General features: G+C 66.8%; 11 protein-coding genes. 3 read left to right on the top strand and 8 right to left on the bottom strand.

Annotated elements, in window-relative coordinates; genetic code table 11:
• Nucleotides 1-58: 58 nt before the first annotated feature.
• Both JMT67_RS04900 and purN read right to left on the bottom strand, forming a co-directional pair.
• A complete protein-coding gene (locus tag JMT67_RS04900; RefSeq protein WP_201462840.1) occupies nucleotides 59-2,107 on the bottom strand; it encodes a M13 family metallopeptidase in 2,049 nt (682 codons plus the stop codon).
• A 190-nt stretch (nucleotides 2,108-2,297) separates the two neighbouring features.
• Complete coding sequence (purN, locus tag JMT67_RS04895; RefSeq protein ID WP_233455802.1) at nucleotides 2,298-2,900, bottom strand: phosphoribosylglycinamide formyltransferase; 603 nt, start codon at nucleotides 2,898-2,900, stop codon at nucleotides 2,298-2,300.
• A 144-nt stretch (nucleotides 2,901-3,044) separates the two neighbouring features.
• On the opposite strand from purN, the gene JMT67_RS04890 reads away from it, so the two are divergent.
• Nucleotides 3,045-4,643 carry a S10 family peptidase gene (locus tag JMT67_RS04890; protein WP_201462839.1) on the top strand — a complete coding sequence of 533 codons (1,599 nt, stop codon included), beginning with the start codon at nucleotides 3,045-3,047 and terminating at the stop codon, nucleotides 4,641-4,643.
• Between the two features lie 68 nt (nucleotides 4,644-4,711).
• Here JMT67_RS04890 and purM read toward each other — a convergent pair whose 3' ends face one another.
• On the bottom strand, nucleotides 4,712-5,749 hold the full coding sequence (purM, locus tag JMT67_RS04885) for a phosphoribosylformylglycinamidine cyclo-ligase (protein ID WP_201462838.1): 1,038 nt from the start codon (nucleotides 5,747-5,749) through the stop codon (nucleotides 4,712-4,714).
• 80 nt (nucleotides 5,750-5,829) lie between these two features.
• On the opposite strand from purM, the gene rnd reads away from it, so the two are divergent.
• Nucleotides 5,830-6,981, top strand: a complete 1,152-nt coding sequence (gene rnd, locus JMT67_RS04880; protein WP_054766133.1) for a ribonuclease D — start codon at nucleotides 5,830-5,832, stop codon at nucleotides 6,979-6,981.
• Between the two features lie 29 nt (nucleotides 6,982-7,010).
• On the opposite strand, the gene JMT67_RS04875 is transcribed toward rnd, so the two are convergent.
• From JMT67_RS04875 to JMT67_RS04860, 4 genes are all read right to left on the bottom strand, one after another.
• The gene (locus JMT67_RS04875; RefSeq protein WP_182713521.1) at nucleotides 7,011-8,519 is read right to left on the bottom strand and encodes a Ppx/GppA phosphatase family protein; all 1,509 of its coding nucleotides are present in this window, start codon (nucleotides 8,517-8,519) and stop codon (nucleotides 7,011-7,013) included.
• Nucleotides 8,519-10,735 carry an RNA degradosome polyphosphate kinase gene (locus JMT67_RS04870; RefSeq protein ID WP_201462837.1) on the bottom strand — a complete coding sequence of 739 codons (2,217 nt, stop codon included), beginning with the start codon at nucleotides 10,733-10,735 and terminating at the stop codon, nucleotides 8,519-8,521. The genes JMT67_RS04875 and JMT67_RS04870 overlap by 1 nt, the downstream gene beginning before the upstream one ends.
• An 88-nt stretch (nucleotides 10,736-10,823) precedes the next feature.
• Nucleotides 10,824-11,504 carry a P-loop NTPase family protein gene (locus JMT67_RS04865; protein ID WP_201462836.1) on the bottom strand — a complete coding sequence of 227 codons (681 nt, stop codon included), beginning with the start codon at nucleotides 11,502-11,504 and terminating at the stop codon, nucleotides 10,824-10,826.
• An 86-nt stretch (nucleotides 11,505-11,590) separates the two neighbouring features.
• Entirely contained in the window at nucleotides 11,591-11,878 is a 288-nt protein-coding gene (locus JMT67_RS04860; RefSeq protein WP_201462835.1) for a YciI family protein, read from the bottom strand.
• Nucleotides 11,879-12,038: 160 nt separating this feature from the next.
• Here JMT67_RS04860 and aspS point away from each other — a divergent pair, with 160 nt between their 5' ends.
• The gene (gene aspS, locus JMT67_RS04855; RefSeq protein ID WP_201462834.1) at nucleotides 12,039-13,871 is read left to right on the top strand and encodes an aspartate--tRNA ligase; all 1,833 of its coding nucleotides are present in this window, start codon (nucleotides 12,039-12,041) and stop codon (nucleotides 13,869-13,871) included.
• Nucleotides 13,872-13,945: 74 nt separating this feature from the next.
• Here the strand turns inward: aspS and JMT67_RS04850 are convergent, their stop codons facing one another.
• Nucleotides 13,946-14,839, bottom strand: coding sequence for a pentapeptide repeat-containing protein (locus JMT67_RS04850; RefSeq protein WP_183214744.1), 894 nt, complete (start codon nucleotides 14,837-14,839; stop codon nucleotides 13,946-13,948).
• Nucleotides 14,840-14,914 lie beyond the last annotated feature (75 nt).

Raw genomic sequence — 14,914 nt, 5'->3', positions numbered from 1 at the left:
AAAAAGAAAGGCCCGGAGCGACGCTCCGGGCCTTTTTCGTTCGGGCTTGTGCGACCGCTCACCAGATGCGGGCGCGGGCCTCGGGGGCGATGTATTCCTTCTGGTCAGGCGAGACGCCGAAGGCGGCGTACCAAGCGTCGATGTTGCGCGGCGAGGTGGCGGCGCGGACCGCGCCCGGCGAGTGTGGGTCGGTGGTCAGCTGTTCGCGCAGGGCCTCGGGCCGCGATTTCTCGCGCCAGACCTGGGCCCAGCCCAGGAACACCCGCTGGTCGCCGGTCAGGCCGTCGATCACCGGCGCCGGCTGGCCGTTCAGCGACTTGTGATAGGCGTCCAGAGCCAGCAGCAGGCCGCCCAGATCGGCGATGTTCTCGCCCATGGTCAGGTCGCCGTTCACATGGACGCCGGGGATGGGCTCCAGCGAGTTGTAGATGTCGCCCAGCACCTTGGCGCGCGCCTCGAAGCGGGCGGCGTCTTCCGGCGTCCACCAGTCGCGCAGCACGCCGTCGCCGTCGGACTTGCGGCCCTGGTCGTCGAAGCCGTGGGTGATCTCATGGCCGATGACGGCGCCGATGCCGCCGTAGTTGACGGCCGGGTCCGCGTTCGGATCGAAGAAGGGCGCCTGCAGGATGGCGGCCGGGAAGACGATCTCGTTGCGCGGCGGGTTGTAATAGGCGTTCACCGTCTGGGGCGTCATGCCCCATTCCAGCGGATCGACCGGCTTGCCGATCTTGCCGCGCTGATACGCCCACTCGAAAGCGCTGGAGCGTTCGACATTGCCGTACAGGTCGCCGGGGGTCAGTTCGAGACCGTCATAAGACCGCCACTTGTCGGGGTAGCCGATCTTCACCCCGAACTTGGACATCTTGTAGAGGGCCTGTTCGCGCGTCGCCTCGCTCATCCAGTCCAGGGTCTTCAGCCGCTCGGTCATGGCCGCGCGGATGTTGTCGACCAGGGTCTCCATCTGGGCCTTGGACGAGGCGGGGAAGTGAAGGCGGACATATTCCTGGGCCAGGACCTCGCCCAGCTGGCCGTCGACAAGGGCCACGCCCCGGTTCCAGCGCGGACGGTTCTCCGGTTGACCGCGCAGGGTCTTGCCGCGGAATTCGAAGCGGGCGTCGACGAAGGCCTTGGACAGATAGGGGCTGGCCTGATCGACGATCTGGGTGGCTTCCCACGCCTTCAGGGTCTCGATGGGGGTCTCGGCGAAGACCTGGGCGATCCCGGGGATGGCCGTGTTCTCCATCAGGATCAGGGTGTCGAGGTTTCCGACCTGGGCGCCGTCGAGGAAGGCGGCCCAGTCGAAGCCCGGCGCGAAGGTCGCCAGGTCGGCGACCTTGGTCGGATTGTAGAGCTTGTCGATCTGGCGACGCTCGACCGTGGTCCAGTGTTTCTCTGCGATCTTGGTCTCGAAGGCCAGGATGTCGGCGGCCGTCTCAGCCGGCTTGGTCCAGCCGATGGCGGTCAGGGTCTGGGTCAGATAGGCCAGATAGGCCTCGCGCTGGGCGGCGAAGTCCGGCTTCAGATAATAGTCGCGGTCGGGCAGGCCGAGCCCGCCTTGGCCCAGATAGGCCGAGTTGATGTTCGGGTTCTGCAGGTCCTCGAACACGGCGACGCCGAACAGCGAACCGCCGAAGCCCGAATGGCTGGCGCCCATCAGGCGGGCCATGGCGGCGTGGTCGGAGACGGCCTTCACGGCGGCGAGATCGGCGGCCATGGGCGCGGCGCCCAGTTGTTCGACGCGGGCCTCGTCCATGAAGCTGGCGTAGAGGGCGCCCACCTTCTGGGCGTTGGCGTTGACCGGGTTGGCGGCGCTGGACTCGATGATCGCGCGCAGCTGGGCCTGGGCGTTTTCATAGAGGACGTCGAACGGGCCGAACCGGGCCTTGTCAGCGGGGATCTCGGTGGTGCGCAGATAGGTCCCGTTGGCGTATTCGTTGAAGTCGTCGCCCGGCTTCACCGCCGTATTGCGACCGGCGAGGTCGAAGCCCCAGGCGCCGAAGCCGGGCGCGGCGTGGGCCCCGTGCGAATGGTCCTGGGCCGAGGCGCCGCCGGTCAGGGCGACGAGGATGCAGGCCGAGCAGGCGGCCATCAGGCGAATACGTTGCATGAAAGATAAGGTCCCGATTTTGGTCGGCGGCACCTTTGCGCCGGTGCGGCGCGGTGTCGCATGAAGTTTTCGTAATCTGATGTTCCGCACTCCGCTCATCCCCGCGAAAGCGGGGACCCCGTTTTGTTGCAAGGAGGATGTCGGGGATCGAGGTGCGGACGAGGGGGATGGGCGGAATGGAGGGCAGGGTTCAACCCCGCGCCAGCCCCTTGCAGAAGTCCCCCAGAACCTGCGGATACAGCCTGTGTTCTGCGGTCTTGACCCGCTCGGCCAAGGCGGCGGGCGTGTCGTCGGAGAGGATCGGCACGCGGGCCTGGCCCAGGATCGGGCCTTCGTCCACGCCTTCGGTGACCAGATGCACGGTGCAACCGGCCTCGGCGTCGCGGGCGGCGAGGGCGCGGGCGTGGGTGTCCAGGCCCGGATAGAGGGGCAGGAGGCTGGGGTGGATGTTCAGCATCCGGCCCTCCCAAGCCCGCACCAGCCAGGGGGTCAGGATGCGCATATAGCCGGCCAGGGCGACCACCTCGACGCCGGCCGCGCGCAGGGCCGCATCCACGGCCCGCTCATGCGCCTCGCGGTCCTTGCCGAACGGCTTGTGAGGGATGGACAGGGTCTGGACCCCCTTGGCCGCAGCGATGGCCCGACCGCCGGCGTCCTCGACGTTCGAAACCACCAAGGCGACGTCATAGCCGCTGGCGGCAGTCTGACCGGCGTCGATCAGGGCGGCCATGTTGGAGCCGGTTCCCGAGATCAGGACGGCGACAGGGACGGAAGAAGCGGCTTGGGACGACATGGCCGCCCCCATGGCGGGGCGGGCGACGCTTGGCAAGGTTCAAACACGATCGGCTCTTGTTGTTCGTCGTGTTCGGACGTTACCGTGTAACGCCGCCCGTTCGACGAGGGGTCTTAAGGGCCGGCGCGTACAGGGGATTATCGCATGAAGAGACTGATCTGCCTTGCGGCCATGGCCGCGATGCTGGGCGCGCCCGTGGCGGCCTTCGCCCAGGAGAGCGGTTCGAGCAGCAACGGCGGCGGCGCGATGCGCTCGGCGACCGACCGGTTCCGCAACGCCAACGCCGAGGCCATCGAGAAAGACTGGGCGCGCGCGCCGGTCGAAGAGACCGAGGTCACGACGGCCCACTCGGTCAACGCCCATGGCAAGACTCTGCGCTATCACGCGACGGCGGGCACGCTGACGATCCGCGACGACGCGGGCATGCCGACCGCCAGCCTGTTTTACACCGCCTATACGCTGGACGGTCAGCCGGTCGGGACGCGGCCGGTGACCTATCTGTACAACGGCGGGCCGGGCTCGCCGACGGTTTGGCTGCACATGGGCTCGTTCGGGCCGATGCGGGTCCAGACCGACGAGCCGACGGTGGTGCGCCCGGCGCCCTTCGCCTTCGGCCCCAATGACATGACCCTGCTGGATCAGACGGATCTGGTCTTCATCGACATGGTTGGGGCGGGCTTCTCGCGGCCTCTGGGCGAGACGTCCGGTTCGACCTTCTGGGGCGTGGACCAGGACGCCGACGCCTTCGCCCGCGCCATCATGCGCTACACGACCAAGTTCAGCCGCTGGTCGAGTCCGAAATACATCATCGGCGAATCCTACGGCACCCTGCGGACCGGGGCCGTGGCCTTCCAGCTGGAAGACCGGGGCATGTCCCTGAACGGGGTGGTGCTGCTGTCCTCGATCATGAACTACGGCGTGCGTCAGCCGGGCTATCCGCAGAATTTCGTCACCCTGCTGCCGACCTATTCGGCGACGGCCTGGTATCATCGCAAGCTGGCCCATCCGGCGGCGACGGTGGGGGAACAGGTTCAGCGGGCGCGCGACTTCGCGCTCGGGCCCTACGCCTCGGCCCTGGCCAAAGGGCATATGATCTCAGACGCCGAACGGGCCGAGATTGTGCGCCAGATGAGCGAACTGACCGGCCTGTCGCCCACCTTCATCGACAACGCCAATATGCGGGTGGAGCTGAGCAGTTTCCGCAAGGAGCTGCTGCGCGACCGGCGCCAGACCATCGGGCGGCTGGACACCCGCTATCTGGGCCTGGACGACGACGCCTCCGGCGACTCGCCCGAGGACGATCCGTCCAGCTCGGCCGTGACGGGGGCCTATTTCGGCGTCTTCCGCGACTATGTGGCCAATGAGCTGAACTACAAGACCGACGTCGAATACCGGATGTCGGCGCGGGGCCTGCCGGGCTTCAACTGGAACTGGAGCCACCGGCCGCCGGTCGGCGGGCCGCAGACGACGCCGAACACGGCGGTCGATCTGGCCACGGCGATGCGGCGCAATCCGTATCTGAAGGTGCTGGCGCTGAACGGCTATTACGACGCCGCGACGCCCTTCTTCTCGACCGAGTTTGACCTGGCCCAGATGATGCTGGAGCCCAGCCTGAGGCCGAACTTGGAGTTCACCTACTACGAGGGCGGGCACATGATGTACCTGAGCCACGAGGCCCTGGTGAAGCTGCACGCCGACCTGTCGCGCTTCTACAGCGAAACGGCGAACGGCGGGGCGCGCTGATACGCAAAAGGGCCGGAGGCGTCGCCGCCTCCTGCCCTTGTTTCATTCGAAATCGGCGGGTCGAAGGATCAGGCCGCTTCCAGCTGCCCACAGACGAAGGCGACCTCGCCCGCGTTGAGCAGGGCGGCCAGCACCGGCTCGGCGTTCTCGGGCGAGACGATCAGGATGAAGCCGACGCCGCAGTTGAAGGTGCGGCGCATCTCGTGGTCGCTGATGCCTCCGGTCTCGGCCAGCCACTGGAAGACGTGGGGCATGGGCCAGGCGTCCCAGTCGAACGCGGCTTTCAGCCCCTCGGCGATGCAGCGCGGCGGGTTTTCGATCAGGCCGCCGCCGGTGATGTGGGCCGCGCCCTTGACCAGGCCCGCCTTCATCAGGGGCAGGACCGGCTTCACATAGATGCGGGTGGGCTCCATCAGGGCCTGGGCCAGGGAGCGATCCTTGGCGAAGGGGGCGTCGTCGCCCCAGGCCAGGCCGGACTTCTCGACCACCTTGCGAACCAGCGAATAGCCGTTCGAGTGCGGGCCGGTGGAGCCCAGGCCGATGATGATGTCGCCGGCCGCCTGGCGGTCGAGATAGGGCAGGGCATGGCCGCGCTCGACGGCGCCTAGGCTGAAGCCGGCCAGGTCATAGTCGCCCTCGGTGTACATGCCGGGCATTTCCGCCGTCTCGCCGCCCACCAGGGCGCAGCCGGCCTGGCGGCAGCCCTCGGCGATGCCGGCGACCACGCGGCGGGCGGCGTCGATCTCCAGGCGGCCGGTGGCGTAATAGTCGAGGAACAGCAGGGGCTCGGCGCCCTGGGCCAGGAGGTCGTTGACGCACATGGCGACCAGGTCGATGCCGACGCCGTCATGACGGCCGGTTTCGATCGCGATCTTCAGCTTGGTGCCCACGCCGTCGGTGGTGGTGACGATCAGCGGATCCTCGAATCCGGCCGCCTTCAGATCGAACAGGGCGCCGAAACCGCCCAGCGAAGGCTCGGATCCGGGGCGCGCCGTGGACTTGGCCATGGGCTTGATATGTTCGACCAGCATCTCGCCTGCGTCGATGTCCACGCCGGCGTCGGCGTAGGTCAGGCCGTTTTCGAGAGGTTTTTGGGTGTCGCTCATGGGTCTCGGGCCTGGAATCGGGGCGGAAATGCAGCGCGGCTCTTGCCACAGGTGGGTTGCGGGGGGCTATAGCATTCGGAATGACGCCGATCACCACCAATGAGGCGCTGGCCGATTTCTGCGCCCGCCTCGCCACCGCCCCGTTCATCACGGTCGACACCGAGTTCATGCGGGAAACGACCTACTGGCCCAGGCTGTGCCTGATCCAGGCCGCGTCCGCCGATCACGCCGGCATCATCGATCCGATGGCGGAAGGCCTGGACCTGGAGCCCTTCCTGGATCTGCTGCGCGACCCGAAGATCATCAAGGTCTTCCACGCCTGTCGACAGGACGTCGAAATCTTCGTGCGCCTGGGCGCCATGCCCAAGCCGATGTTCGACACCCAGGTGGCGGCCATGGCGGCCGGGTTCGGCGAGCAGGTCGCCTATGATTCCCTGGTGCGGCAGATGCTGCGCGTCGAACTGGACAAGGGCAGCCGCTTCACCGACTGGGCGCGACGCCCCCTGTCGGACAGCCAGCTGGTCTATGCCCTGGGCGACGTGACGCATTTGGCGGCCCTGTATCCGAAGCTGCGCGACCGGCTGAAGAAGGAAGGTCGGCTGGACTGGGTGATGGCGGAGATGGAGAGCCTGGTCGATCCGGCCCTTTACGACACCAATCCCGAGAACGCCTGGAAGCGGCTGAAGCCCAAGAAGTTCTCAGCCAAATATCTGGCGGCCTTCAAGGCCGTGGCCGTCTGGCGCGAGCGGGCGGCCCAGGAGCGCGACCAGCCGCGCGGCCGCATCCTCAAGGACGAGGGGATCGACGAGGTCGCGCAACAGGCGCCGACCGACCCCGACGCCTTCAACCGGCTGCGTTCGGTGCCCAAGGGGTTCGGCGGATCGCGGTTGGGGCTGGAACTGGCCGAGGAGCTGAAACGCGTTCTGGCCGATCCGGAATCCCATGCGCCCGAGATGGAGCGCCCTGCCCATCGCCAGCCGGCGCCTCCGTCGGTGGTCGAGCTGCTTAAGGTGCTGCTGAAGGCCAAGAGCGACAACGCCGGCGTCGCGCCCAAGCTGATCGCCACGGTTTCCGACCTTGAGAAGATCGCCGTTACGGACGACGCCGACGTGGATGCGCTGAAGGGCTGGCGGCGTCAGATCTTCGGCGAGGACGCGCTGAAGCTGAAACGGGGCGAGATCGCCCTGGTGCTGAGCGGCGCCCGGGTCGAGGTGGTCGAGATCGAAGGCTAGAGGCCGGGGCTCGACGCGCCGTCGATCCTCTAGGTCTGGATCTTCAGGCCCAGGTCCATCGCCTCGGCCAGAGCCTTGGCGCGTTTGCGCGTCTGTTCGCCCAGCAGAACGTCGGCATAACCTTCCGTCGCCGTCAGCCGAAGCTCTCCGCCCTTCACACGCGCCGTGGCGTTGGCGAGAAGTTGCGGCGAGCGGCCGGACAGATCGCAGGCCAGGCGGATGGCCAGCCCCAGGGCTCGGGCGCGTCTGGCGGCTGTGGCGTCCAGCAGACGATCAACGACCTCGGGCTGGGGCGTGGCCGGACCGCCGCCGTAGCGGGCGTTGAGGGCGCTGGCCAGGAAGGCGCGTTCGTCGTGGCTGATCCCCGCCACGGGCGCGCGCAGCACCTGGTCGAACACCAACTCCAAGCGGTGATCAGGGTGCAGCCGCGCGCCCAGATCCGCCAGCCGGCAGGCGGCCGCCACCAGCACGTCGTCGCGCTTGGCGCCAAAGACGGAGGGGAGGGCTGCGACGATGTCGGCGATCCATCCCTTCAGAGCGCCCGGCAGGGCGGGCGCCACTCCTTGACGGCCGCCCAGGGCCGCACAGCCGGCAAGAAGAGGATCAGCCGTCCGGGTGGCCTTGTCCAGGGTTTCGAACAGGAGGCCCTCACGCACGCCCCAGGCCGACATTTCAATGTGTTTGAGGCCCAGATGATTGATCAACCCCTCCAGCACCAGTCCGGCGTAGGGCAGGGTTTCTGCGCGGGTTTTCGAGACGCCGGGCAGTTTGGCCAGGCTGACGGCGGATTGTCGGGACACCAGCCGCGCGGTCTCCAACGCCTCGTTCGCCGACATCTGATATTGATGCACCACCTTCAGCGGATAGGATTTCAGCCCCATGTGAACCTGGGCCAGGGTGCGCCAAGCGCCGCCGACGGCGTAGAGCCGGTCCGTTCGGAACCGTGAAGCGACCGGCTTCAGCTTCTGGTCGATGCGGCCCCTGATCCGTTCAGCGTCAAAACCGCTTCCCTCGGCCAGGGCGAAGGGCCCGAGCGGCAGGGTCAGGCCCTGTCCTCGAGTCCATTTCAGAGCCTTCAGACCCTTCAACTGAGTCAGCTCCAGGCTGGAGCCGCCCATGTCGGCCGAAACGCCCTGGGCCGTCGGGGCGCCCGCCAACACGCCCATGGCGGCGTACTTCGCCTCTTCCTCGCCGCTCAATACGCGGATGTTCAGCCCGGTCTCCGCCGCCACCCTCTGGCAGAAGTCAGGCCCGTCTTCGGCTTCTCGCACCGCAGCTGTGGCGGCGATCAGGGTCGCGTCCGGGCGCACGCCTTCCAGGACGGCGGCGAAGCGGCGAAGCGCCGTCAGGGCCATGGCGACCCCCTCGGGCGACAGCCGGCCCGTCGCGGGCAGATCGCGGCCCAGGCCCGCCAAGACCTTTTCATTGAACACCGTCCAAACGGCGCGGCCTTCCAGATGGTACAGGACCAGGCGAACCGAGTTGGAGCCGATGTCGATGGCCGCGATGTCACGGCCGGCTGGGGCTATGTCACCCATCAACGGCCGGGGCGCTCGTAGCGGAGGACGGCCGGCAAGGTCTTCACCTTGCGGCCGCGGCCCGACAGGCTGGGATTGGTCATGAAGTAATCATGGGCGGAGAAGGGGCGTTCCGGATCGGCGGGGGAAACGCGCGTATAGCGTCCTTCGGCGTCCAAGACCCAGCTCTGCGCATCATCCTTCAGATTGGCGACCATGATTTGATCCAGCACCTGATCATGGACGGTGGCGTTGAGGATGGGGGTCATCACTTCGACCCGCCGATTCAGGTTCCGGGTCATCCAGTCGGCTGACGAGATGAAGACCTTGGCCTTGTCGTGCGGCAGATCCTTGCCGTTGGCGAAACAGACGATGCGGCTGTGTTCCAGGAAGCGGCCGACGATGGACTTGACCCGGATGTTCTCCGACAGGCCCGGTACCCCGGGACGCAGACAGCAGATGCCGCGCACCACCAGGTCGATACGCACGCCCCATTGGCTGGCCCGGTACAGGGCGTCGATGATCTCGGGATCGACCAGGGCGTTCAGCTTCACCCAGATGGCCGCCGGCTTGCCCATGGCGGCGGCCGACATCTCCTTGCCGATCAGTTCGATCAGCTTGGCCTTCATGTTGAGCGGGGAGACGATCAACGCCTCCAACTCGTCCGGGGTGGCGTAGCCGGTGATGTAGTTGAACACCCGGCTGGCGTCGCGCGCCAGAGCCGGATCACAGCTGAAAAGGGACAGGTCGGTGTAAACCTTGGCCGTGACCGGGTGATAGTTGCCGGTGCCGTAGTGGCAATAGGTTCGCAGGCCGTCCCCTTCACGTCGCACCACGACGCTCAGCTTGGCGTGGGTCTTGTATTCGACAAAGCCGAAGACGACGTGGACGCCGGCCCGCTCCATCGCTCGCGCCCAGCGCAGGTTGGCTTCTTCGTCGAAACGGGCCTTCAGCTCGACCAGGGCGGTGACGTTCTTGCCGTTCTCGGCCGCCTCGATCAGGGCGGCGACGATGGGGCTGTCCTTGGAGGTGCGGTACAGGGTCTGTTTGATGGCGATGACGTTCGGGTCACGCGCCGCCTGACGCAGGAACTGCACCACCACGTCGAAGCTCTCGAACGGGTGGTGAATCAGCATGTCCTTTTCTCGGACGGCGGCGAAGATGTCGCCCCCATTGTCCCGAACCCGTTCCGGATAGCGGGGCTCATAGCCCTTGAACTTCAGATCGGGATGGCCGCCGGGTATCAGGTCCGACAGCTGAGCCAGGCCCAGCATGCCGTCCACCAGCACCACGTCCTGGGGCGTCGCCTCCAACTCGCCGATGATGAAGTCGCGCAGATCGGCGGGCATCGAGGCCTCGATCTTGACGCGCACCACCGAGCCGAGGCGTCGCTGCTTCAAGGCCTCCTCGAACTCCAGCACCAGGTCTTCGGCCTCTTCCTCGATCTCGATGTCGCTGTCGCGGATCAGACGGAGCAGGCCCTTTTCCAAGACCTCACAGCCCGGGAAGAGGTGGTTGATGAAGAGCAGAAGCACGTTCTCCAGGGTGATGAACCGCTTGCGACCCGGCGCGGATCGCCCGTCGGTCGGCAATTCCCAGAAGCGGCGCACCTGGGTCGGCACCGGCACCAGGGCGTAGAAGGTCTTGGCCTCGCCCTTGCGCTTCAGCTTCAGCGCCAGGGAAAAGCCGAGGTTGGGCAGGAAGGGGAAGGGGTGAGCCGGATCAATGGCGAGAGGCGTCAGAACGGCGAACAGCTGGTTCAGGAACTCGGGCTCCAGCCGCTCCCTTTCGGTCTTGGTCAGGCGGTTGCGATCGACCACCTCGATCCCCGCCGCAGCCAATTCCTTCTTCAGCTGACGCCAGCGGACCTGTTGTTCGGCCATCAACTGGCCCGCAGCGATATTGATGCGCTCCAGCTGTTCGGCCGGGGTCAGACCGTCCGCGGACAGGATTCTGAGTCGCTCGCGCAACTGGCCCTTCAGGCCTGCGACCCGCGTCATGAAGAACTCGTCGAGATTGTTCGCCGAGATCGAGACGAACCGCAGCCGCTCCAGCAGCGGATGGTTCGGATTGGCCGCCTCTTCCAACACGCGTTCGTTGAAGGCCAGCCAGGAAATTTCGCGATTGAAGAAGCGCGACGGCGAAATCATCAGATCTTCGTTCAGGGCCAACTGAGGCGCGCGGGAGGCTGGAACTTCCTCGCCCCGGGTATCGTCTTGAATCGCAGCGTCGGTCATGCGCCGGTTGTCGCGCGCGACTGTGACGGCCGCAAGCGGACGAGCCGGAAATTTGCAGGGGCCGGGAAGATGGTAGGGAGGGGCCGCGTCAGGCGGCGTCTGCGTCTCCGAGCTGGTCCAGAACCTCGCGGGCCAGGGGGCGGGTCACCGGGCGATGCAGGGCGTCCAGCCGATCCACCACCTTCACGGCCATGTCCGCTGAACGGTCCAGGCGTCGCACCAGATAGTCGATGACGTCGTCGGCGGGGGCGATGCTGCGCTCTGCGAAGCGGGCGCGAAGAATGGCCGACAGCACCTTGTCATCCGGCGCCTCGACGGGCACGGCCCGCACCGCGTCCAGACGCGAGCGCAGGTCGGGCAGGGCTGCTCGCCATTGCCGCGGGGCCGCCCGATCCACCAGCAGGAGGGCGCCGCCGGAGACGTTCGCCAGATTGATCAGATGAAACAGGCTTTCATCATCCGCATCAGAGGCCGAGTCCAGCAGGACGGGGCGGCCTTCCAGCTCCAGGGGGTCGATCACAGCTGCTTCCGCGCCGTGCAGGGGCAGGGCGCCGACCCGTTCGGCCCAGTCGGCGGCCAAACGGCTCTTGCCGGCTCCCGCCGGTCCATAGAGCGCCAGGACAGAACCCACGCCGTCCGGCCAGGCCGCCAGCACCCGCGCGGCCTCGGCGTTGCTGTCTGAGACCACGAAGGCGTCGCCTACGGGGCGTTCCAGCGGCAGACGCAGCTGTTCGGCGGGCTTTGGGCTCAGGGCGCTCGGCGCGGACATGGTTCTGTCATAGCAGAGGCCCGGTCGGCCTGTGTCAGAGCGGGCCTGTTGGTAATGGGGAGGGACGTCAGACCCTGTGGAGCGTTTCAGGCGAAATCGGCCAGGGCGGGGTTCAGCTTGCCCGCCTTGAACTCGGTCACCTTGTAATCGGCCAGGCCGTGGACCTGGAAAGGATCGTCCTTCAGCAGGGTTTCCAGCGCCTCCTTCGTTCCGCCGCCACGGACGACGAGAATGCCGCCGGTGCGAGGAACCATCGGGCCGGCGGCGAGGATCAGGCCGCTGGCGACGTGCTGGTCCAGCCAGGCGCGATGCTCGACCGTCTTTTCCTCGATGGCCTCGATCGGCTGGGTATAGGTGATGGTGACGATGAACATGGGCGCCTTCAGCTTTGACTGGAACCGCTATTGCGCGCCGCAGCGGGGTTTGCAACGGCTGAAACCTTGACTTTCCGGGGCGATGATGCGCCCTACGCCGCTTCGATTTCAGGCGCCGAAGGCGTCAGATTCCACCGCCAGATTTCCAGACGGTCTGTTCATGCACGCCTACCGCTCCCATACCTGCGGCGCCCTGCGCGCCTCCGACGCCGGTTCCGCCGTCCGCCTGTCCGGCTGGGTTCATCGGAAGCGCGACCACGGCGGTCTGCTGTTCATCGACCTGCGCGACCACTATGGCCTGACCCAGCTGGTGCTGCACCCCGAGACGCCGGGCTTCGCCGCCGTGGAGCGTCTGCGCGCCGAGAGCGTGATCCGGGTGGACGGCGAAGTGATCGCCCGCGACGCCGCCGTCATCAATCCGAACCTGCCGACCGGCGAGATCGAGGTTCGGGTCCAAGGCGTCGAGGTCCGGTCGGAAGCCGCCGAACTGCCGCTGCCGGTCTTCGGCGAGCCGGAGTACCCTGAGGAGATCCGCCTCAAGCACCGCTATCTCGACCTGCGGCGCGAGACCCTGCACAAGAACATCGTGCTGCGCTCGCGCGTGATCCAGTCGATCCGCAACCGCATGTTCGACCAGGGCTTCCTGGAATATCAGACGCCGATCCTGACGGCCTCGTCGCCCGAGGGCGCGCGCGACTTCCTGGTGCCCAGCCGCCTGCACCCCGAGAAGTTCTACGCCCTGCCGCAGGCGCCCCAGCAGTTCAAGCAACTGCTGATGGTCTCGGGCTTCGACCGCTATTTCCAGATCGCGCCCTGCTTCCGCGATGAAGACCTGCGCGCCGACCGGTCGCTGGAGTTCTACCAGCTCGACGTCGAGATGAGCTTCGTGACCCAGGAAGACGTCTTCGCCGCCATCGAACCCGTCATGCACGGCGTCTTCGAAGAGTTCGGCGAGGGCAAGCCGGTCTCGCCCATCGACCAGACCCACACCTTCACCAACGACTTCGGCCAGAGCTTCGAACACAAGGGCTTCGAACGCCTGACCTACGCCCAGTCGATGGCCTGGTACGGCTCCGACAAGCCCGACCTGCGCAACCCGATCAAGATGCAGGTCGTATCCGACCATTTCCGCGACGGCGGTTTCGGTCTGTTCGCCAAGATCCTGGGCGCGGACGAGAAGAACGCCGTCTGGGCCATTCCGGCGCCGACCGGCGGATCGCGCGCCTTCTGCGACCGCATGAACTCTTGGGCCCAGGGCGAGGGCCAGCCGGGCCTGGGCTATATCTTCTGGTCCGACGACCAGGGCGCCTGGGGCGGCCCCATCGCCAAAAACCTGGGCCAGGGGCCGACTGAGGCCCTGATGAAGTCCCTGGGCCTGGGCCAGGGCGACGCCGCCTTCTTCGTCGCCGGCCTGCCGTCGGTCTTCGCCAAGTTCGCCGGTCTGGCCCGCACCCGCGTGGGGACGGAGCTGAAGCTGGTCGACGAGAACCAGTTCAAGTTCTGCTGGATCGTCGACTTCCCCATGTTCGAATGGTCGGAAGAAGAGAAGAAGGTCGACTTCAGCCACAACCCCTTCTCGATGCCTCAGGGCGGGCTGGAGGCCCTGGAGACCCAGGATCCGCTGACCATCCGCGCCTATCAGTACGACATCGTCTGCAACGGCTATGAGCTGTGCTCGGGCGCGATCCGGAACCACAAGGCCGAGATCATGCTGAAGGCCTTCGAGATCGCCGGCTACGACGCCTCGGTGGTCGAAGAGCAGTTCGGCGGCATGCTGAACGCCTTCCGCTTCGGCGCCCCGCCGCACGGCGGCCTGGCGCCCGGCATCGACCGGATCGTCATGCTGCTGGCCGGTCAGCAGGCCATCCGCGAGGTAATCGCCTTCCCGCTGAACCAGCAAGGCGAAGACCTGCTGATGAGCGCCCCGGCCTCGGTGCAGGATCGCCAGCTGAAGGAGCTGCACATCCGCACGGCCCCGCCGATCAAGGTCTGATCGGCCTGACTGAGCGAAAGAAAGGGCGCGCCGAAAGGCGCGCCCTTTTCGATTCGACCGCATTCAGCAGGGCGTCAGCGCTCTGCAGTCACGAAGTTGCGGACGCGCGGCGGCGCGGGCGGCGTCGGCGGCGCGGGAACGGCGCGGATGACGCGGATTGCGCCGCGGCAGGCCTGGGCCGTCAGACGGCCGGGAAGGCGGGTCGATCCATCGCCGCAGGCTTCCCGCACCTGATCCTGGGTCAGATTGCGCGCGCCGGACAAATCTGCGCCTCGAATATCGGTGCGCCGCAGGGAGGCGTCTCTGAAGTCGGCCCGGCTAAAGACGCCGCCGGTCAGCCGCGCGCCGTCCAGGCTGGAATCCCGGAAGGAGGCGCCGGTGAAGTCCCCGTGGGTCAGGTTGGAGGCGTTGATCTCGGCATCGCTGAAATCGGCCCCGGCGGCGCGGACATTGGCCAGGGTCGCGCCGAATAGCTCGCTGCCCGAAAAGTCGGCCTCGATCAGGGTGGCGCCGTTGAAATTGACCCCGTGCAACTCGCCTCCGGAAAGGTTGGCGCGGGAAAGGTTGGCGCGCACGAAGGAGGCGCCCTGGGCCTCTGCTCCCGTCAGGACGGCGTTTGCGAAGCTGGTGGAGGTGAAGTCGGCGCCGACGATCTCGACTCCGGTCAGATTGGCGCGGCTGAAGTCGCTGCCCGTGAAGTTCGACCCCACCATTTCCGCGCCACGCAGATTGGCCCCGACCAGGGTGGCGTTCATGAAGCTGGCGCCGGTGAAGGTCGCACCGGAAAGATTGCGCCCCGACAGCTCGCAGCGATTGCAGGATCCGCCGAGCGAGACTGACCGGGCCACGTCGCGATCTTGCACCGTCATCTCGACGCCGGCGAAGGCGGACGGCGCCAGCAGAAGGCCGCTCGCCGCAGCCAGGGCGGGCAAAAGGACCGAAAGGGTAGGGCGGATGATCTGTTTCACACCGCCTGAATGCCCTGAAACCGTGACCGGACCTACTTAAATCGAGGTAATTTCGTTAAATGCCGGCAAGATTGG

The organism is Brevundimonas aurantiaca (assembly GCF_904830995.1).
GTDB classification, from domain to species: domain Bacteria; phylum Pseudomonadota; class Alphaproteobacteria; order Caulobacterales; family Caulobacteraceae; genus Brevundimonas; species Brevundimonas aurantiaca.
The sequence above is the reverse complement of the archived record's forward strand: the minus strand, read 5'-3'. Positions and strand labels throughout refer to the sequence as shown.

Coding starts and splice junctions, on each gene's coding strand:
- JMT67_RS04890 (WP_201462839.1), top strand. CDS start 3,045: ATGAAGAGACTGATCTGCCTTGCGGCCATGGCCGCGATGCTGGGCGCG.
- JMT67_RS04860 (WP_201462835.1), bottom strand. CDS start 11,878: ATGTTCATCGTCACCATCACCTATACCCAGCCGATCGAGGCCATCGAG.
- JMT67_RS04870 (WP_201462837.1), bottom strand. CDS start 10,735: ATGACCGACGCTGCGATTCAAGACGATACCCGGGGCGAGGAAGTTCCA.
- JMT67_RS04865 (WP_201462836.1), bottom strand. CDS start 11,504: ATGTCCGCGCCGAGCGCCCTGAGCCCAAAGCCCGCCGAACAGCTGCGT.
- rnd (WP_054766133.1), top strand. CDS start 5,830: ATGACGCCGATCACCACCAATGAGGCGCTGGCCGATTTCTGCGCCCGC.
- purN (WP_233455802.1), bottom strand. CDS start 2,900: ATGTCGTCCCAAGCCGCTTCTTCCGTCCCTGTCGCCGTCCTGATCTCG.
- aspS (WP_201462834.1), top strand. CDS start 12,039: ATGCACGCCTACCGCTCCCATACCTGCGGCGCCCTGCGCGCCTCCGAC.
- purM (WP_201462838.1), bottom strand. CDS start 5,749: ATGAGCGACACCCAAAAACCTCTCGAAAACGGCCTGACCTACGCCGAC.
- JMT67_RS04900 (WP_201462840.1), bottom strand. CDS start 2,107: ATGCAACGTATTCGCCTGATGGCCGCCTGCTCGGCCTGCATCCTCGTC.
- JMT67_RS04875 (WP_182713521.1), bottom strand. CDS start 8,519: ATGGGTGACATAGCCCCAGCCGGCCGTGACATCGCGGCCATCGACATC.